Origin of the sequence: Chitinophaga hostae (assembly GCF_018224885.1) — a bacterium.
Classification (GTDB): domain Bacteria; phylum Bacteroidota; class Bacteroidia; order Chitinophagales; family Chitinophagaceae; genus Chitinophaga; species Chitinophaga hostae.
Window position 1 is genome coordinate 487,263 of record NZ_JAGTXB010000004.1, and the last position, 22,309, is coordinate 509,571.

16 protein-coding genes are annotated in these 22,309 nt (G+C 45.2%); 9 read left to right on the plus strand and 7 right to left on the minus strand.

What is annotated here, in order from left to right; genetic code table 11:
• Nucleotides 1–190: 190 nt before the first annotated feature.
• Both KE626_RS11575 and KE626_RS11580 read left to right on the plus strand, forming a co-directional pair.
• Nucleotides 191–3,580 (plus strand): TonB-dependent receptor, encoded by a 3,390-nt coding sequence (locus KE626_RS11575; RefSeq protein ID WP_211973051.1) that lies wholly within the window; start codon nt 191–193, stop codon nt 3,578–3,580.
• 25 nt (nt 3,581–3,605) lie between these two features.
• On the plus strand, nt 3,606–5,390 hold the full coding sequence (locus KE626_RS11580) for a RagB/SusD family nutrient uptake outer membrane protein (protein WP_211973052.1): 1,785 nt from the start codon (nt 3,606–3,608) through the stop codon (nt 5,388–5,390).
• 953 nt (nt 5,391–6,343) lie between these two features.
• Here KE626_RS11580 and KE626_RS11585 read toward each other — a convergent pair.
• The 5 genes from KE626_RS11585 to KE626_RS11605 form a co-directional block, all read right to left on the minus strand.
• On the minus strand, nt 6,344–6,820 hold the full coding sequence (locus KE626_RS11585) for a hypothetical protein (RefSeq protein ID WP_211973053.1): 477 nt from the start codon (nt 6,818–6,820) through the stop codon (nt 6,344–6,346).
• A gap of 18 nt (nt 6,821–6,838) precedes the next feature.
• Nucleotides 6,839–7,423 (minus strand): hypothetical protein, encoded by a 585-nt coding sequence (locus tag KE626_RS11590; RefSeq protein ID WP_211973054.1) that lies wholly within the window; start codon nt 7,421–7,423, stop codon nt 6,839–6,841.
• 362 nt (nt 7,424–7,785) lie between these two features.
• Complete coding sequence (locus KE626_RS11595; protein ID WP_211973055.1) at nt 7,786–8,346, minus strand: ester cyclase; 561 nt, start codon at nt 8,344–8,346, stop codon at nt 7,786–7,788.
• A 111-nt stretch (nt 8,347–8,457) separates the two neighbouring features.
• Nucleotides 8,458–10,833, minus strand: a complete 2,376-nt coding sequence (locus KE626_RS11600) for a ribonucleoside-diphosphate reductase subunit alpha (RefSeq protein ID WP_211973056.1) — start codon at nt 10,831–10,833, stop codon at nt 8,458–8,460.
• Nucleotides 10,834–10,935: 102 nt separating this feature from the next.
• Nucleotides 10,936–11,910, minus strand: a complete 975-nt coding sequence (locus KE626_RS11605) for a ribonucleoside-diphosphate reductase small subunit (RefSeq protein WP_211973057.1) — start codon at nt 11,908–11,910, stop codon at nt 10,936–10,938.
• A 449-nt stretch (nt 11,911–12,359) separates the two neighbouring features.
• Between KE626_RS11605 and KE626_RS11610 the strand changes: the two genes are divergently transcribed.
• Nucleotides 12,360–13,001, plus strand: coding sequence for an ABC transporter ATP-binding protein (locus KE626_RS11610; protein ID WP_211973058.1), 642 nt, complete (start codon nt 12,360–12,362; stop codon nt 12,999–13,001).
• A gap of 1 nt (nt 13,002) precedes the next feature.
• The gene (locus tag KE626_RS11615; protein WP_211973059.1) at nt 13,003–14,130 is read left to right on the plus strand and encodes a hypothetical protein; all 1,128 of its coding nucleotides are present in this window, start codon (nt 13,003–13,005) and stop codon (nt 14,128–14,130) included.
• Here KE626_RS11615 and KE626_RS11620 read toward each other — a convergent pair.
• Nucleotides 14,125–14,688 carry an NADPH-dependent FMN reductase gene (locus KE626_RS11620; protein WP_211973060.1) on the minus strand — a complete coding sequence of 188 codons (564 nt, stop codon included), beginning with the start codon at nt 14,686–14,688 and terminating at the stop codon, nt 14,125–14,127. The two genes, KE626_RS11615 and KE626_RS11620, sit on opposite strands and share 6 nt — an antisense overlap.
• 55 nt (nt 14,689–14,743) lie before the next feature.
• Nucleotides 14,744–16,297: a hypothetical protein gene (locus tag KE626_RS11625; RefSeq protein WP_211973061.1), complete on the minus strand. Its 1,554-nt coding sequence runs from the start codon at nt 16,295–16,297 to the stop codon at nt 14,744–14,746.
• Nucleotides 16,298–16,450: 153 nt separating this feature from the next.
• Here KE626_RS11625 and leuC point away from each other — a divergent pair, with 153 nt between their 5' ends.
• The 5 genes from leuC to KE626_RS11650 all read left to right on the plus strand — a co-directional run bounded on the left by leuC (nt 16,451) and on the right by KE626_RS11650 (nt 22,076).
• Nucleotides 16,451–17,863 carry a 3-isopropylmalate dehydratase large subunit gene (gene leuC / locus KE626_RS11630; RefSeq protein WP_211973062.1) on the plus strand — a complete coding sequence of 471 codons (1,413 nt, stop codon included), beginning with the start codon at nt 16,451–16,453 and terminating at the stop codon, nt 17,861–17,863.
• 127 nt (nt 17,864–17,990) lie between these two features.
• Nucleotides 17,991–18,740, plus strand: coding sequence for a class I SAM-dependent methyltransferase (locus tag KE626_RS11635; RefSeq protein ID WP_211973063.1), 750 nt, complete (start codon nt 17,991–17,993; stop codon nt 18,738–18,740).
• 14 nt (nt 18,741–18,754) lie between these two features.
• Nucleotides 18,755–19,354 carry a 3-isopropylmalate dehydratase small subunit gene (gene leuD, locus KE626_RS11640; RefSeq protein WP_211973064.1) on the plus strand — a complete coding sequence of 200 codons (600 nt, stop codon included), beginning with the start codon at nt 18,755–18,757 and terminating at the stop codon, nt 19,352–19,354.
• A gap of 109 nt (nt 19,355–19,463) precedes the next feature.
• On the plus strand, nt 19,464–20,543 hold the full coding sequence (gene leuB / locus KE626_RS11645) for a 3-isopropylmalate dehydrogenase (RefSeq protein WP_211973065.1): 1,080 nt from the start codon (nt 19,464–19,466) through the stop codon (nt 20,541–20,543).
• Between the two features lie 27 nt (nt 20,544–20,570).
• Nucleotides 20,571–22,076 carry a 2-isopropylmalate synthase gene (locus KE626_RS11650; protein ID WP_249207409.1) on the plus strand — a complete coding sequence of 502 codons (1,506 nt, stop codon included), beginning with the start codon at nt 20,571–20,573 and terminating at the stop codon, nt 22,074–22,076.
• Nucleotides 22,077–22,309: the final 233 nt, after the last annotated feature.

The window sequence follows — 22,309 nt, forward strand, 5'->3', positions numbered from 1 at the left end:
TAAAAAATAGCCGGAAGTCCTGGTACGACCTCCGGCCTGGTTCAGGCATGCGCAAATATTTGATCGTAAAACAAGGCTTCCTGGTAAGAAGCCATTTTTTGACACGCCTAAAAACAAAAGTATGATTTTCTTGCATTCCTCTCAAAAAAGGGAATTCAGCCAATGGTCTTTACTAAAGAAGCTATTGATTATGAAACTGACAGTGTTATTCCTATTATCTGTCTGCCTGCAATTGTCGGCCAAAACGAGCGCTCAGAATGTGACAATTACCGCAGATAAAATGTCCCTGGAGAAAGTCCTTCGGTCTATTACAAAGCAAACGGGCTACGATTTCTGGTTCGACAGCCACCTGCTGGAGCGCGCCAACAAAGTAGATCTCACCATCCGCGATATGCCGGTGGAAAAGGTGCTGGCCTTATGTTTTATCGGGCAGCCGTTTGATTACAAGATCTATGAAAAAACGATTGTGATCAGGGAGCGGCCAACACCACCCAATACCGCCGAAGTATTGGCCGATATCATTATCAAAGGCCGGGTTACAGATGAAAGAGGACAGGCGCTTGTAGGGGCTACTGTCTCGCTCAAAGGTACCAGCAAAGGCACTACCGCTGACGCCAACGGTGCCTTCACGCTGCATATCCCGGAAAAAGGCGGTATACTGGTGTTTTCCTTTATAGGCTACGATCCGATGGAAATCCCGGTGACTAAATCCGGTAATCTCGATATCGTGCTGAAACCGGCCGACAAAAGGATAGATGAAATTGTGGTGGTAGGATTTGGTACACAGAAGAAAACCAATCTTACCAGTTCTGTAAATACCGTTAAAATGGACGAAGTAGCCGGGAACCGTCCTGCCAGCACTGCCGGAACACTGTTGCAGGGTATTGTACCGGGGTTACAGGTGACTTCCGGTACCGGCGAACCCGGTGGTGGTTTTTCCTTTAACATCCGTGGTACCACCAGTATCAATGGGGGCGGACCTTTGATCCTGGTAGACAATATTCCTTTCAGCGGGCCTATGAACATGCTGAATCCAAATGATATTGAAACGGTTACCGTACTGAAAGATGCCGGTTCCGCTGCTATTTATGGTGCGCGTGCAGCCTTTGGCGTTATACTCATCACCACAAAAAAAGGAACGAAAAACAGCAAGGTAAGATTCGACTACAACAACAACTTTACTTTTTCCACCCCCAGCTCTATTCCAAAGGCTGCCAGTCCGCTGGCGACCGTACAGGCCTATAAGGATATGGGCTACGGCGCCTACTGGACGGGTCAGAACGTGGATAAGTGGTTGCAATTTCTGAACGATTACCAGGCCGACCCTTCCAAATTTCCACTGGGATATACTACGGATGCAGGTGTAAGATACCAGCTGGCCCAGTCGGATGTGATAGGCCAGTTATTCGATAATGCCGGCGTTCAGCAAATGCACGACTTTGCGATCAGTGGTGGCTCAGAAAAAACTGCTTACCGTGTTTCCCTGGGCACCGTAAAAGAAGATGGTATCATGGTATCCAATGCCGACTCCTACAAACGTTATAATGTAAAATCTTTTGTTACCACCGATGTTACGAAATGGCTCACTACCCAGGTGGATGCGAGTTACTACAACTCCGTTAAATCGGACCCAAACAGCGGCTGGCTATGGGGAACCGCCAGCAACAGCCCTTCTTACGTACCAACGGTGGATACCATGACCATTGGTGGCGTGCTGTATCCAACCGGCACCCCTAAAAATTTGTTGCTGAACTCCGTACCTACAAAAGACCGTTTTGATAATATCCGGTTAATGGGAAAGGTGATTGCAAAACCGATACAGGGCCTCACCATTACCGGAGAATACCTCTACGAAAATCTCCGGGAAACGGTGACCAGCTATAACAAATCGTTCAACTATGCAGATATTTCCGAGTTTGTTGTAAAAACAACGGTACCGGCTAATAACGCAGCCTTCTATAAGTCCAACCAGTCAGACGATCGCCGGACGCTCAACTTATATGCGAACTACAACAAATCATTCGGGCACCATAACTTCACCGTAATGGGTGGTTACAACCAGGATGATTTTCATAGCGAGGCGCTCTGGGCCAACAAAACCCAGATGATATCTACTGATCTTCCTTCTATTTCTACCGCTGTCGGGAATCTTACCGCCGACGATAATTACCTGGAATGGAGCGTACAAGGCTTCTTCGGGCGTATCAACTATGACTATAAGGGAAAATATCTGCTGGAAATAAATGGCAGAACAGACGGGTCATCTAAATTCCCTGCCAGCCACAGATGGGGCTTCTTTCCTTCTGCTTCCGCCGGATGGCGTATTTCTGAAGAAGGCTTTATGCAGCAGCTCAAACCGGTGTTATCTGAGCTGAAGCTCAGGGCATCACTCGGGGAAGTGGGTAACCAGGATATTGCACCTTATCGTTTCCTGGATGCCATGAATCCTGCGCTGACAGGCTGGATGGTGGGCGGTACGCGTCCTACCACCTTAAGTACACCAGGACTGATCAGTCCTAATTTCACCTGGGAAACGGTGAGAACGCTCAACTTTGGTATTAATGCTGGTTTCCTGGATAACCGGTTGAACGTATCTGCCGACTGGTACAGAAGACAAACATTGAATATGCTCACCAGCGCTATTCAATTGCCAGCAGTATTAGGAACAGGCGCGCCGCTGCAAAACGCTGCCAACCTGCAGTCACAGGGATATGAACTGTTGCTGGAATGGAGAGATAAGGTGGGTGAATTCAACTATTACATCTCTGCCAATCTCTATGATTTCAAATCAAAAATTACCAAATTCGATAATAATAAAGCAGGGTCTATTGCTTCCAGTACCTATTATGTGGGTAAGGACATGGCAGAAATATGGGGATATACCACCGACCGGTTATACCAGGAATCGGATTTTAATAATGGCGTGATCAAATCCGGTATTGTTCAACAGGTAAGAAATGGCTCGAACCTCGTTACGCCTAATCCCGGAGATGTTTTGTATAAAGATTTTGATGGCGATGGCGTTATCACCAATGGTCAGAATACGCTGGCTAACCATGGCGATATGTCAATAATAGGCAACAATCGTTTGGCTTTACAGTACGGTCTTAGCGGAGGAGTTGGTTATAAAAACTGGAATTTCTCTTTTGTTATTGCGGGAGTGGGGAAGCGCGATCTCTGGCTTAGCAACAACCTGACATTCCCTTATAACTACGAATTTGGAACCATTTTCCAACATGAACTTAATTATTGGACACCCACCAATACTGATGCTCATTATGCGCGTATTTATGCCAAAGCAGCCGGTAATTCTGCTATCAACAAATTTGTGCAGACAAGGTATCTCACCAACGCTGCATATATGCGTATCAAAAACCTGAGCCTGGCTTATAGTCTGCCGGAATCAATGCTGAAAAGGGTTTCATTCAACAAGCTGCAGGTATTCTTTAGTGGAGAAAATCTCTTTACTTTCAGCAAATTCCCTAAAGGATTGGATCCAACCTCCACTGACGACAAAGGTTATGGCATCAACTACCCAATGATGCGCATGTTCTCTTTCGGTGTTAATGCTTCATTTTAATGACTGATTATTTAAAATGCGTGTAATGAAAAGAAATATATTGCTACTATTGTCTTTGCTGACCGCAGCTGCCTGCAACAAAGACTATCTCAATAAATTACCATTGGATCAGATGACGGAAGCTACTTCCTTCAAAACAGCTGATAATTTTAAAACGTATATGTGGGGCTGTTATGAATACCTGCCCTACTATGATATAGATGTGCCTGGAGGAGAGTTTAATTCAGATAATTTTGTAAACAGCTATAATGTTTCCAATAAATCTCCCTATGCATTCCAGTTAAAGATCATTCCTGCCGTAACCTCCGGCACACAATGGGATTTCAGCTTTGTACGCAGGGTGAATATCGCTTTGGATAATATTGACCAGTCGTTGATGAACCAAACAGACAAAGATCACTGGAGAAGTGTTGGTTACTTCTTCAGGGCGATGAGATATTATGATTTACTGGCTACCTATGGCGATGTTCCATGGATTGAGCATAAGGTATCAGATACTTCCACCAGCGTGTTATATGGCAGCAGAACACCACGGGACCAGGTAGCCAAAAACATCCTGGATAACCTGGTATGGGCGGAGTCGCATATTAAAACAGATGGCGATGGTCCCAACACGATAAATGTGCATGCCGTACGCGCGCTGTTATCGCGTTTCGGATTGTTTGAAGGCACCTGGCGCAAGTACCGGAATATGCCGGATGCAAACACTTATCTCAATGCCTGTAAAACATATTCAGAGAAACTGCTGGCTTCCTTCCCCAATGTAATGGGCAGCTACGATGATGTATTTAATTCAGATGAACTCGTAGGGAAACCGGGAATTATCCTGGCCCGTCAGTACATTACCGGTCAGGCTGGTCACAATGCAGCCCGTTATGTACGTACTTCCTCCTGGGGCTCAGACTTATCAAAAGACGCAGTAGAAAGTTATCTCTGTGCAGACGGCAGGCCTATATCCTCCACTACTACAGGCTACAGCGACTCCACGATGAATGCGGAGTTCAGAAAAAGAGACAGAAGGTTATACTATACCGCACTGCCTCCATACCGGGTAATAGCCTCCGGCCAGGTAACATCATACACCCGTACCAGCAACCCTGCCGACAACGAGTTTATTGATTTCATGGCTACCTTACCAGGTAATGATGCCAACCGTAAAAGGCTACCTGTAGCCAACTGGGCAGGATACTACCTGTACAGAGCCCCACACTTCCTGAACGACAAAACCCCCGGCGCACAAGGTTTCATGAATACCTCCACCGGCTACTATTACTACAAACCGTACAATACATTTACCGATGTAAGCACCACCGGAGTGGCCACCACCGATTTCCCCATCTTCAGAATAGAAGAAATAATGCTCAACTATGCAGAAGTAATGTGGGAGCTGGGGCAGTTTAACCAAGGCATTGCAGATATGACGATTAATAAACTTCGGCCCAGAGCCGGACTGCCAAACATGTTGGTAGCCGATATCAACGGCGCCTTCGATACCAAAAGAGATGCCGGTATAGATCCCGTTCTATGGGAAATCAGGAGAGAAAGGCGTGTAGAGCTGATGGGAGATGGATTCCGCTTTAATGACTTAAAAAGATGGAAGAAAGGTGAGTATTTCAATAAGCAATTGCTGGGTGCTAAAGTAAAAGTATCGGACTACGGAGCAGGAACGCCGATTACTTTAAACAGCGACGGATCGGTAGCGTTCTATCCTATGCCGGTAGGCTGGCTGGATAAGTATTATATGGAGCCTGTTCCGTTGGAGCAGATACAGCTGAATAGCAATTTGGCGCAAACGGATGGATGGAAGTGATTCTTTTTTTTAACGGAGATAAAATGCCGCCTCTTGTTTTTGAGGCGGCATTTTTTTTATAGAGATTTTCAAGTATTCTGACATGGTACTATGCGGTATAATTTATAAGCATACATAAGCTGGCAATAAATAATATGACGTAATACATTACATACAGTAAAATAGGTAATGACAATAACAATGTCCTATTAATCAATAGGACACGCTTGTCAAGCCAGTAATGAAGGTAGTGTTTGACAATTCTAACTGACAAAATAATTCCAATTATCGAAATCGGTAATACCACCAACCAGCTAATTAATCTCTTAGTAGGGCTCCTTTCAGGAATCAGGTGAAGAGAACTAACTAATACATCTTTACTAATAAGGATAATAAAAATAAGGAAGGAAAACAGCCCATTGTGATAAAAGTTCTTTGTATTCATAGAGACATATTTGTTGTTCCAATGGCTTTTTCTTCAACGTAATGGAAGATGTTCATCGCCAATCGTCAGCCGAATAGGACGATAAGACGTTTTTTGGCTACCTTCCGATTATCTCAATTCTTGAAACTTTTTGACATACTCTTTATTTACAAGCTCCAAATAGCATGTTCTGTCCAAAAGATATATTCGTCCGTTTTCTCTGTTTGAAAAACTAACGGACTCCTCAGTCACCTTGCATTTAGAGGGGTTTTTATATAGTATTGTTGATCCGTTATTTAATGTCAATGTATATATGTTATTGTCATCTCTTTTAAGGTTAAATTCCATATTTTCATCCGTAACATATTTTCTGTATTGGTCGAGAGAAATGGTTAAGACGCTATTCAATAAGAACATCCACAGGATTGGACTGTGGATGTTTTTTGCCGGACAACAATAATTATTTTTATAGAATCAAGGTGGAATATTTAAATAGTTGCCTCCAAACCGATACAAGGTGTTTTTCCCTAATTTCGCATTTACCCATCAGCTATTTATCAAGAGTTAAATCTATTTTAAGTTCTTTCATTTTATTCTCGAAAGCATTGGAGTCTAAAGGGCCAATAATATGAGATTGGATGATGCTATCACAATTGATTTTATCACAATTAAGATCCATTATATTAAAACCCTTACTGATAACCCAGTAATTTTCCTTTTTATCCTTTAATTGAATAGTTTTGGTTACTACAAATTTTTCGTTTGATTTAGCGGTTAAGACATATTCAGCGTAGTTGCCGTTAGTATCGTAATGCCTTTCCTGGGAAGGTACTACAGAAATGCCACCACGACAACATTCTCCACTTTTATCTGTGCAATAAACAATAATCCTGTCTTCCGTTTTATCGCCTTCCAATAAGGTTAGTTTATCACCTAAGTCATGTGCTCCCCATATCCCGCAGTCACAGGCATTAAGTAGCAGTGTAAATAATAAACAAATAGAAAATTGAACCGTGTTTTTCTTCATAATAGTAAAAGTTAGAATTTACTGCGCTAAGCCTTGTAAGCGAACTCCGCCTGTATTATTGAATATTGAAGGAGTACTCAATTTACCAATACCATAAAAATACGCCTTAAAACCGCTGTTGGTATCAAGGTCAGCACGCCATCTCTCGAAATCAATAAGCGTGTTTCTTATAGTTCCGCCCCCATTGTTCCAATCATAATCAGTAGCCGAATTGTTGACGATTTTTACCAATCCATGTTCCCTATCAATCAATTGCATATCAACGCGTCCTAATGCATATACGGTACCTCTTAATCGTTCATTTCCTACGGATCTAAAGAAATTATCGCCGGTTAAAAGATTTTGAGGCGTAGTAGTATTTAAACTTGGGAATTGAGAGGTTGTTAAATCTCCAAAATCAAGCTTGGATGCATTAATGTAAAGTGTATTATTCGGTGTGGGGTTATCTAATGCTCCGGTGTGCAGGTCAACAGGGATATCGCCGAATTTACTCAGGCCGCTCGGGGACGGGAGGGCTGGAGCGGGCTTTAGCAGGCCAGGATTTTGGGCAAGGGAGGTCTTAAATCCACCTAAAATTAGAATAAGGCAAATAATTTTTTTCATGTTCGGGGTAATTTTCTTCAGTCTTGATTTGGCAGATACTGGTGCAAGGATATGCTCCCTGAGCTATCCGGTTTAACAACAGCATCTTTAGAAACATTGATATATGCAGAAAACGGGTTGTCCGGCTCTACAGCGTTTGCTCAGGTAATGGATATTATCATTAACATAACAGATTATAAGTAAAAGGGATTATGAGTGCAGAATAAACACCAATGGCTACAAACGTAAATATCAGGGAACATTCAACATAGGTCTATCAGGGATTATTCTATTGAATAAAGATATGACTATTTGCTGTATTTTACTTCGTTCAATTTATCGTGATCAAATTTACCCCCTGGTTATAAAGCGATGGCATTACTTCATTTCCCCAATCCAATCTGTTGCATCAACGCTGCGTTATCCCAAAACAGCATTTCTTCCATCATTTTACCACCCTGCCAATGCCCTACGGTACACATGCTCAGTTTAAATGATTTTCCGGTGGGGGCTATGCTTTTACCATTACCCAGTGGCATGGGTTTGGAAAAGGTGCCTGTCATTTCACCGATAACACAGGTCCAGTCGCCTGAGCCGAATTTCACGGGGTGGGCGCCTATTTTGGTATCGGGGGCAAATATGAACAGGGGTTCCAGTTCTTTTATATGCGTGGGTAGATTCCTGGTTTGATGGCCATCAGGATAGGTAACGACAATATCGGCTGCATGGCTGATGCTAAGGGAATCCCATTGCTGGTGGCTGTAGAAATCAAAATCCAGGGAGTCAAAGCGTTGCAGCCGTTGCGCGATGAGGTCTCTTTCGGCGGTGACCTGTTGCAGGGCATTGCGGAGGGAGTCTATGTTCCCGGAGGTAGTGGTGTTATTTTGCCGGCAACTGGTAAAACAGAGCAGTATCAGTGCAAAGATCAGGTAGTAGCTTTTCATGATAACAAGGGATTGAGGTATTAATAACAAAGCAGTGCCGGATAAGTTTAGCAGGCAAAAAAAATCCCTGGCCTTGCAGCCAGGGATTCGCATTTATACTTACATAAACCCTTATGCACTACATGTAACGCAACCTTCTTCCATGGTGCATACTGCACCAACCACGATTTCTTCTTCCTGGCTGTCGCCGCCGGCAGCGATTACCGGTTGTAATTGCTGACCGCCTTGTTTTTCTACGGTAAACTGTACTGCTTGTGTAGCAGCCTGTGTACGCAGATAGTACATGCCTGTTTTCAAACCTTTCTTCCAGGCGTAAAAGTGCATAGAGGTGAGTTTGCCATTGGTGGGCGTATCAACAAACAGGTTCAGTGACTGTGACTGGCAGATGAAAGCACCGCGATCGGCTGCCATATCAATGAGGTTACGTTGTTTGATCTCCCAAACTGTTTTGTACAGTTCTTTGATATTTGATGGTATTTCGGCAATGTTCTGGATGGAGCCATTGTGCGAAATAATTTTAGTCTTCATATCATTATCCCACAGACCCAGTTCTACGAGGTCTTTCAGCAGGTGTTTGTTTACGATTACAAACTCGCCACTCAGTACACGACGGGTGTAGATGTTGGAAGTGTATGGTTCAAAACATTCGTTGTTGCCGAGGATCTGTGATGTAGAGGCAGTAGGCATTGGCGCCAGCAACAGGGAGTTACGGATACCATCCTTTACAATCGCTGCTTTTAGTTTATCCCAGTTCCAGCGTGCAGAAGGTTTTACATCCCACATATCAAACTGGAGGATACCTTTGGAAGCAGGTGAGCCGGGGAATGTTTCGTAGGCGCCGTCTTTCTTAGCCAGTTCGTTGGAAGCGGATAAACCTGCGAAGTAAATAGTTTCAAATATTTCCTTGTTCAGTTGTTTGGCTTCGTCGCTTTCAAACGGATAACGCATAAGGATAAACGCATCGGCAAGACCCTGTACGCCCAATCCTACGGGGCGGTGGCGCATGTTGCTGCGTCTGGCCTCTTCGATAGGGTAGTAGTTGTTGTCGATGATTTTATTCAGGTTCAGCGTAGCCTGGTAAGTTACTTCGTATAATTTATCGTGGTCAAATTTACCATCAATGACAAAGCGTGGCAGGGCGAGAGAAGCCAGGTTACATACGGCTACTTCATCTGCGCCAGTATACTCGATGATTTCTGTACACAGGTTGGAACTCTTGATGGTACCCAGGTTCTGCTGGTTGGATTTGCGGTTGGCAGAATCTTTATACAACAGGTATGGATTACCGGTTTCTATCTGTGCATCGAGGATGGCAAACCAGAGGTCCTGTGCCTTCACGGTTTTGCGGGCACGACCTTCTTTTTCGTATTGTTCGAATAATGTTTCAAATTCTTCACCCCAGCATTCATGCAGTCCTGGTGCTTCGTGCGGGCAGAACAATGACCAATCGCCATTGGCTTCCACGCGTTTCATAAACAGGTCAGGCATCCAGAGTGCATAGAAAAGGTCACGGGCGCGCATCTCTTCTTTACCGTGGTTCTTGCGCAGATCCAGGAATTCATAGATGTCGGCATGCCATGGCTCGAGGTAAATGGCAAAAGCGCCTTTACGCTTACCACCACCCTGGTCTACATAGCGTGCGGTATCGTTGAATACGCGCAGCATTGGAATGATACCGTTGGAAGTACCGTTGGTACCACTGATATAAGATCCGGTAGCACGGATGTTATGAATGCTTAAACCGATACCACCGGCGCTCTGCGAAATTTTAGCCGTTTGTTTCAGGGTATCGTAAATACCTTCGATGCTGTCGTCCTGCATGGTGAGCAGGAAGCAGGAAGACATCTGCGGCTTTGGTGTGCCGGCATTGAAGAGGGTAGGCGTGGCATGTGTAAACCAGCGCTCGCTCATCAGGTTATACGTTTTGATGGCAGACTCAATATCTTCTTTGTGAATGCCTACCGCCACGCGCATCAGCATATGCTGCGGGCGTTCCTGTATCCTTCCGTCTGTTTTCAGCAGGTAAGAGCGCTCCAGCGTTTTAAAACCGAAGTAGTCAAACGCAAAGTCGCGGTCGTAGATAATGCTTGAATCCAGGATGTCTGCATTTTTATTAATGATCTCCCAAACGTCGTCAGACAATAAAGCGGCTGATTTACCGGTTTTAGGATCAATATAATCATACAGTTTCTTCATCGTTTTGGAAAACGACTTGATAGTATTTTTGTGCAGATTGCTCACTGCTATGCGGGAAGCCAGCAGTGCGTAATCCGGGTGTTTGGTCGTGAGGGAAGCGGCTGTTTCGGCAGCCAGGTTGTCAAGTTCGCTGGTGGTTACCCCATCATACAAACCTTGTATTACTTTTTTTGCTACGTCGATTGCATCAACATATTCTGTATTGAAACCGTAGCAGAGTTTTTCAATACGCGCAGTGATCTTGTCAAATTTCACTGCTTCTTTTCTACCATCTCTTTTGATTACGAACATGGGTGGAGAATTTAGGTTTTAGCTATCAGCTGTTAGCTGTTAACTAAAGGAGGTTAGTAAATTGGTTTGTTCGTCGCGTTTGTCGAAATGCGAAACGCTATTTTAGAAATCTTCTTCCAGGCTGAATGTCTGCGATTCTTTGGTACCGCCCATTACACCGGACTTTTGGTAATCTCCCACACGTTTCTCAAAGAAGTTGGTCTTACCCTGTAAAGAAATCATTTCCATGAAATCAAAGGGATTAGACGCATTGAATATTTTGCGATAGCCCAGTTCACCTATCCATCTGTCAGCAACAAATTCGATGTATTGCGACATCAGTTCTGCGTTCATGCCGATCAAACCAACCGGCAGGGCTTCTGTAATAAATTCTTTCTCATAGCTTACGGCATCCCGGATGATGGTATGCACCTGCTCTTCGCTCAGCTTATTTTCCAACATGCTGTAAAGCAGGCAGGCAAATTCGCAATGCAGTCCTTCGTCCCTGCTGATCAGCTCGTTAGAGAAGGTCAGTCCGGGCATCAGGCCTCTTTTCTTTAACCAAAAAATAGAGCAGAAGCTGCCGCTGAAGAAGATACCTTCTACTGCCGCAAAAGCCACGAGGCGCTCAGCAAAGCTGCCATTTTCAATCCAGCGTAATGCCCATTCTGCTTTCTTCTTTACCGCAGGCACGGTATCGATCGCATGAAACAGGCGGTCTTTTTCTGCCGGGTCCTTTACATAGGTATCAATCAGTAATGCATATGTTTCAGAGTGGATGTTTTCCATCATGATCTGGAATCCGTAAAAACAACGGGCTTCCGGGATCTGTACCTCACTCATAAAGTTTACTGCCAGGTTCTCATTTACAATACCGTCGCTGGCAGCAAAAAATGCCAGCACATGAGAAATGAAATGACGCTCGCCATCGTTCAGGCTTGCCCAGTCTTTCAGGTCACTGCTTAAATCTATTTCTTCCGCTGTCCAGAAACTTGCTTCGTGCTTTTTGTATTGCTCCCAGATTTTTGGGTATTTGATCGGCAATAGCACAAAACGATCCTTGTTCTCTTTTAAAAGAATTTCATTCTCGTTACTCATCTTTAATTATTTTATGGGTACTGTCGAAGGTTTTATGGTTTTTCTGTCTGGGGTCAGCATACTGAAATCTACACTCTTCTCCTAACACAAATCATATTTCAACATTCCTGTTCCTAAAATCCATACGCTCAGGATTACAAATGTAAGCATCAGGTTATGGGTGGCACTTTTAAGTTTTCAACAGGTGTGGAAAAAGACTTAAAACATTCTCGCGGTATAGTGGTGTAGCATGTTTCACGGATTTCATACCCTGTCTATATATAATATCATTTGTATGTGAAATGACCCCTGTGTATATTGTGGCATATATGATAAATTTTTTTCCTGCTACTGCTAAACGCATGACCTTCAATTAAAAAAAGGCATTAAAAATTTTTTGTTAAAAAGCTCCTGCTTTCTGCATATATATGCGTTAATTTTTCATATTTACATCCTTAAGCTGATTACGTATGTCCGACCCGGTTATAGCCCTTCGTGCCGTTAAAAAGAGTTACCAGGATGTCCCCATCCTGGATATTGACCGACTGGAACTGCCTGCCGGCATCTACTGGCTGCAGGGTGAAAACGGCGCGGGAAAAACCACCTGCATGAAGGTGATGGCGGGTTTGATCCCGTTTAAGGGGGAAATACTGCTTAACGGCAACGTGAGCAGCCGGGAACATCCCGTACAGTTCCGCCGCCTCATCAACTATGCGGAAGCAGAGCCGCTTTACCCCTCTTTCCTTACCGGGCGCGACTTGCTGGAACTATATCTCCATACAAAAGGAGGTAACCGGGAGGAGATCGGGGATATTGGCGGAAGACTGGGTGTGGATATCTTTGTTAATAACCCGGTAAGCAGCTACTCCAGCGGCATGCTTAAAAAGCTGTCACTGCTGCTGGCCTTCACCGGGAACCCGGCCCTGATCCTGCTCGACGAGCCGCTTATTACCATCGATACCCGGGCACTAACCGTCCTCTACGACCTTATCAGGACCTACAGCGCCAAAGGCGTTTCCTTTTGTATCACCTCCCACCAGCCACTGGATGCGGAAGAATTAACGGTAACGGGCACACTGAAAGTAGCCCATAAAAATATTACGCTCAATTAATATGCGTACCACTTCGGCTATACTGAGTAAAATATTTACCAGGCGGTTTTATATCGATAATACCGGCTTTTTCCTGGTACTTTTCTATGCCCTCTTCGGGGTAGTTAACGGGGCTAATCTTATTAATTATCATAAAGCATTAATGCTCGGCTTCCTGGGAAACTACAGCTTCCTGTTCCTGGTGCTCCTGCTCTGGACAGCATACGTATTAAAATGTACCGGGTTTATCCTCAAAACATTCCAGCTGCAGGGATATGATTTCCTGTTCTCTACCATGGGCAGCATCGATAAACCCGCCCGCATCCGCACCTGGTTCCTCCTGCATACCGGCATTTATATGCCGGTACTGGTGTATGCCGGTATTGCACTCCTCGTGGCCATTCAGCAACATTATTATATCCCCGCGGCCATCATCGTTGTACTCAATATTGCCAACTGCATATGGCCGTTAACGTTATACGAAAGAAAACTGGCACAACCGGATATCATCTTTTTTACCGGTCACCTTCAACGCTGGATCAACCGGCATTTTACCAAACCGCCGGTACTGTTTTTCCTGTACGAACTGTTTACCAATTTTCCCCGCCGCATCGTTAGCACCAAACTATTTTCCGCCGCCATACTATGGCTCACCTTCCTGGTCATGACACGGGGCGAATATTTTGATCTGCGCGGTTTACAACTGGGCGTAATGGTGAGCGTGCTGGCACATATGCAATTGATGGTGCACCACCGCGCCTTCGATGATACCTATCTCAACTTTATGGAAAACCTGCCCGTTTCATTATTTACCCATTACCTGCGGCTGATAGGGGTATACGTCATTATGTTTTTACCGGAGATGATCATCATTACTGTTAACGCCTATACGAAAACATCGGCTGTGGGGTTGATCACTGTTTTCTGCACCGCATTATCATTGCTCATCCTGTTCCGGTCCATGCTGTTTTTCCCGAAAATGAACCCGGAAGTACATGTAAGATATACCATGCTCACTTCCTTCATCGTATTGTTCATGATTCTCGGACATTATGAATGGCCGGCTATCCTGTTGTTACAGGCAGCATCGGCCATTATCTTCTTTAAAAAATATCGCAGCTACGAACCTTATATAGAGCCCGAATCATGAGCCCATTTTGTCGCTCAGCTTTGCCAGCGACAACAATAACTGCGGCAACTGTTTCATCGTATGCTCATCCGTGAGATTACCGGCTTCATCAAACTTATGCTGCGCATTCGCGATCATGATTTCCGGCTTGTTGATCACAAAGGCATTCAGAAATACCATTACCTGGCGTAAATGATACTGCATTCTCGCTGTACCTACCTGCCCCTGCGAAGCACCCATAATAGCTACGGCTTTTTCGCTGAAAGGCTTGTCGGGGTGCCTGGAAACCACGTCTATCATGTTTTTCAGCGCACCGGGAACAGAGTAGTTGTATTCAGGTGAAACAATAATCACCCCATCAGACGCTTTAATTTTTTTTACCAGCGGTACCACCTGTTCCGGTAATTGTTCGGTATGCAGATCGGCATTGTAAAACGGGATATCGTTAAAATGAACCTGCTCAATTTTTATATTGGAAGGAGCATGCAGCTGCAATGCTTTTAACGCCATGGTGTTGTAGGAACCTTTACGGAGACTGCCGGAGATGGCAATAAAATGGTACTCTTTTTCGTCGGACATATTTGCACATTTTATGTTGGACGAATATAGATTTTATTGACGGAAAAAAAGTTTGCTATATCCTTTTCTCTTTATTCACAAATTTGCGGTGAATAACTTCCTGTACCGGGATACTTTCAATTTTACTTTCCAGCCAGGAAATAATGTCCAGGTAAAGAAAGGAACGGCGTTCATACGGGTCCTGCGAAATCTGTTCCAGCCTGTCTTTCAGGTCTACAAACGCATTGCGTAACGCTTTGGGATTAGCGTAAATATAACGGCGTAAAAATTTCATGATTTCCTCCATAACCAATCCAAGATCCTTGTGTTTGGAAATAAAGTGATAAACGGATTTGATAAGATATTCCACCAGGCTGTAGTTCTCCAGCTCATAATGCGCAATCAGGTGCAGGATGCGGGCGAAACATTGTATATCGGCCCGCAGGTTACCAATTTTTAAATTGATAATTTTATTGAGATAAACAATGGCTTTGCTGTTATCTCCGCTACCAAAGTACAAACAGGCAATTTTGTAATAAAACACCAACACCCGGTGCTGGTCTATTTTTAAGGTATGGTTGCTGATCTCTGTTTCCAGCTCCGGCACCATCTCCAAACCCTGGCTGAACGTGCCTTCCAGGAAGTAACGGTTTATCTTCGCCGTATACAGGTACACAAACGCAGAGGTGCGCGTATTCTCATGGAAATTGTCCTGGTTTTCCTGTATGAAATCTTCCAGGTCCTGCAACGCGGATTTGAATTTCTCAGAGTTGGACGTATAGAAATGAGCGGTCAGCAGGTTGTGCTGGGCTTTAATGTACAGGTCCATATCCGTTTGCTGCAGCGATGGATATTTCCGGAACAGGTCCACCCATTTCTGGGTGTAACGGTAATACATCACAAAGTCCTGCAGGATATAGTAATACCAGCTTGAGGCCTGGTACATGTATACTTTTTCGTAAAAGCTCATGTGCGCATGCTGCAGGGCCGGTAACTGGCTTTCAAAAAACGATTTCACCATTTCTCCGTCGCGTTCATTGCGGGCATGTCCCAGCTTCAGGTACAGGCCATACATACGGAGCGACAGTGTGGAAAGGCGGCTGATATTGGTGAGCTGCTGCTCTATCTGCCTGGATTCGGCGCTCAATACTTCTGCCCGGTTTTCCAGGCTGCGGGTGATGTGACGTGATTCGATCAGTTTCTCAAACTCCACAATTTCGTAGGTGAGCATTACTTCTTCCTGCTCCAGGGCCATGGTTTTGGCCTTGGCCAGGATCTTCAGGCTCTGGTTGTATAAGCCCTTGTTGTAAAGTACCCGGGCATGGTCCAGCTGCTCCCGCAGGTCGATCAGGGGATCCTTTTGTTTATATAGCTGCCGCAAACTCGACAGCAGGTGTTTGTAAAGATGTGCTTTAACGTTAGAGAGCTGTTGTTTTTTGATATCGGTTATTTTCCTGAGAATTTGCTCCTCATCATACTCCTTCATTTTGTCCAGGGTGGTAAAAAGTTGGATGAACAACACGTCTTCCTTGGTATTGTTTTTATTGAACGCGAGCTGAAAATTGCGTTTTTCCGCTTTTGTTAACGTTTTTATTAATATGAATAAGGCGTCGCTTTGACTGTTGGGCATCGTTATTAAAATCTTGTAATTTACTGATAAACAATATGTTAATGTGTATCGAGGGCTGTTAAAGGTTGTAATTAAAGCAAATTTAGCGATATGGCAATTAATTAATGACCATTAGATTTGAAGGTATAAACAATTCTAAAAGGAAGCAAAAGGATGGGAAAAACGTTATTTGATAAAATCTGGGACAGCCATATCGTGGTGAGCAAGCCGGGACATCCCGATGCTGTGTATATCAACACGCACTTTATTCACGAGGTAACCAGTCCCCAGGCTTTTGACGGGTTGCGCAAACGCGGTATCCCCGTGTTCCGCCCCGCGAAAACCAGGGCCACAGCCGATCACAACGTACCTACCCTTCACCAGGACCAGCCCATTAAAGAGGCATTAAGCCGCCACCAGGTGGAAATGCTGACAAAAAACACCGCGGAATTTGGCGTGGAATTGTATGGTCTGGGGCACCGGTTCCAGGGCATTGTTCACGTAATAGGCCCCGAACTGGGCATTACCCTGCCGGGAATGACCATTGTATGCGGCGACAGCCACACCAGCACACATGGCGCTTTTGGCGCGGTGGCTTTTGGCATCGGTACCTCTGAGGTAGAACAGGTACTGGCTACCCAGTGTATCCTGCAGTACAAACCCAAACGCATGAAGATCGAGGTGAACGGACAACTGGGGAAAGGGGTACTTTCTAAAGACATCATTCTATATATTATCTCTAAAATTTCCGCTTCCGGCGCTACCGGTTATTTCGTGGAATATGCCGGTGAAGCCATCCGCAGCCTGAGTATGGAAGCGCGGATGACCATTTGCAATATGAGCATTGAAATGGGCGCCCGCGGAGGACTCATTGCACCAGACGATATCACCTTCGATTATATCAAAGGCCGTGAGTTTGCCCCGAAAGGAGCAGACTGGGATCAATCGCTGGAATACTGGAAAACCCTGTATTCCGACAACGATGCGCAATTCGACAAGGTACTTACCTTTGATGCCGCCGATATCGAACCGCAGATCACCTACGGCACCAATCCGGGCATGGGCATGGGCGTAACCCGCCACATTCCTTCCCTGGAGCAGCTGGAAGAGAAAGAAAGACCTTCTTTCAAAAAATCACTCGAATACATGGATCTCGAACCCGGCGCGGAACTGCTGGGCAAAAAAGTGGACTATGTATTTATTGGCAGCTGTACCAACTCCCGGATCGAAGATCTGCGTCTTGTAGCGGATTTTGTAAAGGGAAAGCATAAAGCAGATGATGTGGTAGTATGGATTGTACCGGGATCAAAACAAGTAGAAGCCCAGGCAATGGAAGAAGGTATCGATAAGATCTTCGCCGAAGCCGGTTTCCAGTTGCGTGAACCAGGCTGTTCTGCCTGTTTGGCCATGAACGAAGACAAAGTGCCGGCCGGGATGTATTGCATCTCTACCTCCAACCGTAACTTCGAGGGCCGCCAGGGACCCAACGCCCGCACCTTCCTGGCAAGTCCGCTCACTGCCGCCGCCGCCGCCATTACCGGCAGGGTAACCGATGTAAGGACACTGCTGACAGCTGTTAGCAGTTAGCCATTAGCTGTTAGTTATTCAATGCCCAATGGACTCAAACCATTAGCTGTTAGTTATTCAATGCCCAAATGGGCCCAAACAAGGAAACACTAACTGCTAACCGCTAAAAGCTAAAAGCTGTATCGCTATGGATCAATGGAACGCCGATTTATATAAAGCAAAGCATGCCTTCGTATTTGAATACGGTAACAGTCTTATTGACTGGCTGCAACCACTGGCCGGAGAAAATATCCTGGACCTGGGTTGTGGCACCGGGGAGCTCACCGCTCAACTGGCGCAGAAAGGAGCAACAGTAACAGGTATAGATGCTTCTGCTGCCATGATAGCAAGCGCCCGCGAAAATTTCCCGGCACTTACTTTTGAAGTAGCGGATGCCACCACCTTTTCTTTACCCCGGCAGTTTGATGGTATTTTTTCCAACGCCACGCTGCATTGGGTACGTGAAAAAGAAAAGGCTATTGCCAGGATGTATGCCCAGTTGAAGACAGGAGGCCGCCTGGCTATTGAAATGGGAGGTAAAGGCAATGTGCAGCAGATTTTGACAGCACTGGAAAAAGCGATGCAACAACGGGGATATACCTACGAACCTTTCTGGTATTTTCCTTCACCGGCAGCATATACCACCCTGCTGGAACAGGCCGGGTTTAAAATAGACCGGGTACATTTTTTTGATCGCCCGTCGAAGCTCGTGAACCCGGAAACGGGTATCGCCGACTGGCTGGAGATGTTTGGCGGACATTTCTTCGCCAACGTACCGGAAAAAGATAAAGGCGCCATTTTGCAGCAGGTACAGCATGAGCTGGCGCCCAGGCTGATGAAAGATGGAGAACTGTATGCCGACTATGTCCGCTTACGTGTAGCCGCCACAAAAATTTAAATGTAACATTCACTATGAGTAAAATATTTCAACATCTCGTTTCACCTGCGGTACCTGTACCCATCGAAAATATAGATACAGACCAGATCATCCCGGCACGGTTTCTGAAAGCAACCACCCGTGATGGTTTCGGCGAAAACCTGTTTCGTGACTGGCGCTATGAGGCTGACAATACACCGAAAGCAGATTTTGTACTCAACAATCCCATCTATGGTGGTAAAATCCTGGTGGCTGGAAAGAACTTTGGTTGCGGTTCATCCCGCGAACACGCAGCCTGGGCTATTGCCGACGCTGGTTTTAAAGTAGTGGTGAGTAGTTTTTTTGCAGACATCTTCAAAAACAACGCACTCAATAACTTCATCCTGCCAATACAGGTTTCCGACGACTTCCTGGATAAAATCTTCAAAGCCATTGAGGCCGATCCAAAAGCAGCGCTGGAAGTAGACCTGGAAAACCAGTTCATTAAAATCGCCGCCACCGGTGAAAAAGAGAGTTTTGATATCAACCAGTATAAAAAAACATGCCTGTTGAACGGGTACGATGATATCGACTATTTGCTTAGTCTCCGTAAGGAAATTGAACAATACGAAACCACCAGGACATTTAATTTTTAAAAGCAGAAAGCAGAAAGCAAAAAGCAGAAAGCAAAAAGCAAAATAATTTCTAACAATCGCTTAAAAACTAAAAGCTAACAACTAAAAGCTAAAAGCTAAAAAGCTATATATGGGTCTTGAGAAGAAAATACTAGTAATACCCGGCGATGGGATCGGACAGGAAGTGACGGCATGGGGACAGAAAGTGCTGATGACAATTGCCAAAAACTATCATCACACCTTTACCTTTGAAGAAGGTGTTATGGGCCACGTAGCCATTGAAGCTACCGGTGATCCGCTGCCTCACGAAACATTGCAGAAAGCACGGAACTCCGATGCGATCCTGTTTGGTGCTATCGGTCATGCTAAGTATGACAACGATCCTACCCTGAAAGTAAGACCAGAACAGGGATTACTGAAGATCAGGAAAGAACTGGGATTGTATGCTAATCTTCGCCCGATAAAATTATTCGACGAACTACTGGAAGCATCCAGCATAAAACCGGAAATACTGCGCGGCGCCGATATCCTGTTTTTCCGTGAACTGACCGGCGATGTATATTTTGGGGAAAAGATGAGAACCGCCGACCGTAATACCGCTTCCGACCTGATGATCTATCATCGTTATGAGGTAGAACGTATTGCCCGCAAAGCGTATGATGCAGCACGCACCCGTCGTAAGAAGCTCTGCTCCGTAGATAAAGCAAACGTGCTGGAAGCAAGCCGGCTGTGGAGAGAAGTATTACAGGAAGTAGCCAAAGAATATCCCGATGTGGAAACAGAACATATGTTTATCGACAATGCCGCTATGCAGCTGATCAAAGATCCAAAACGCTTTGATGTGGTAGTTACCGGTAACCTGTTTGGCGACATCCTCACCGATGAAGCCTCCCAGATAGCAGGTTCTATGGGTATGCTGGCCTCCGCGTCTGTTGGTGACAGCATTGGTTTCTACGAGCCTATCCATGGTTCAGCACATGATATTGCCGGTAAAGGTATTGCCAATCCGCTGGCGTCTATCCTATCTGCAGCACTGATGCTGGATATTTCATTTGGGTTGAAAACAGAATCTCAACGGGTGATCAAGGCAGTGGAAGCTACACTCAGACAAGGCTTCAGAACAATGGATATCGCTAACAAACATACTGTTAACGATTGCATTATGGGTACCGACGCCATGGGCGCCAAAGTATTGGAGAATCTGAATTAATCATTCAATAAAATTATTACACTTATCATGGATAAAAATCGTGTATACGTCTTTGATACCACCTTGCGTGATGGAGAACAGGTCCCTGGCTGTCAGCTGACTACTGTGGAAAAAATTGAAGTAGCTAAAAAACTCGAAGCACTCGGCGTAGATATTATCGAAGCCGGGTTTCCTATTTCCAGCCCAGGCGATTTCCAGAGCGTAGTGGAAATTTCCAAAGCCGTTACTGAACCCGTTATTTGTGCATTAACCCGTGCCAATACCAAAGATATTGATGCCGCTGCCGACGCGTTACGTTTTGCAAAACGTGGCCGCATCCATACCGGTATCGGTTCTTCGGATATGCACATCAAATATAAATTTAACAGCACCCGCGATGAAATACTGGAGCGTGCAGTAGCTGCCGTAAAGTATGCCCGCAAGTTTACAGATGATATAGAATTTTATGCAGAAGATGCCGGCCGCGCTGATAACGAATACCTGGCCCGCATGATCGAAGCCGTTATTGCGGCCGGTGCTACCACCGTTAACATCCCCGACACCAATGGCTACTGCCTGCCGGATCAGTATGGCGCAAAAATCAAATACCTGGTAGATCATGTGTCCAATATCGATAAAGCCATTATTTCCGTACACTGTCATAACGACCTCGGACTGGCTACCGCCAACACCATTGCAGGTGTAATCAACGGCGCCCGCCAGGTGGAATGTACGATCAATGGTATCGGCGAGCGCGCTGGTAACACCTCTCTGGAGGAAGTGGCCATGATCCTGAAAACGCATCATGCCCTCGGTTATCATACCCAGATCAATTCGAAAGGCATCTACGAAATCAGCAACCTGGTAGAAACCATGATGCATATGCCGGTACAGCCAAACAAAGCCATTGTGGGCCGTAATGCATTTGCGCATAGCTCCGGTATCCACCAGGATGGTGTGCTGAAGCACCGCGAAAACTACGAAATCCTGAACCCGGAAGACGTAGGGATCAACTCCAACGCTATTATCCTCACCGCCCGCAGCGGCCGTCATGCACTGAAACATCACCTGTCGCGCCTGGGTTACAACCTGGAGCGCATCAACGTAGATGAAGTATACGAACGCTTCCTGGTGATGGCCGATTCCAAAAAGGAAATCAGCGATGCCGATCTGCTGCAACTGATGGGCGACGGTGATGCAAAAACCTATGGTGAAAACGCTATCAAAGTAACATTGCTGCAGGTAGTTTGCGGTGATCCGCTGCGCCCGATGGCCACCGTAAAACTGCGTATCAACGGCGAAGAAAGAGAAGCCAGTTCCGCAGGCAACGGCCCGGTAAACGCTACCATCAACGCTATCCACGATATTATCAAAGATGATATTGAACTCGATGAATTCAATATACAATCCATGCGCGGCGGCAGTGATGACGTCAGCAAAGTGAATATGCGCGTAAAACATAACGGACAGTCCTACTACGGTTTCGGTATCTCCACCGATATCGTTAATGCATCCGTACATGCCTATGTAGATGCGCTGAACAAGATTTATTGAACCAGCTTTTAGCCATTAGCTTTTAGCTGTTAGCAAGCGGATATTGTCTTGCCCAGGATTAGACTGATTAGACTGATTAAGAGGATTTTATCATTTTGATTTTATAAGATAAAAAGATTAGCGAAGATAGATGGAGATATATACCATCGGTCTTCGCTAATCTTTTTTTAATCAAAAAAAATAATCCTGAAAATCGTCATAATCAGTCTAATCCTGGGCAAGACAATATCCGC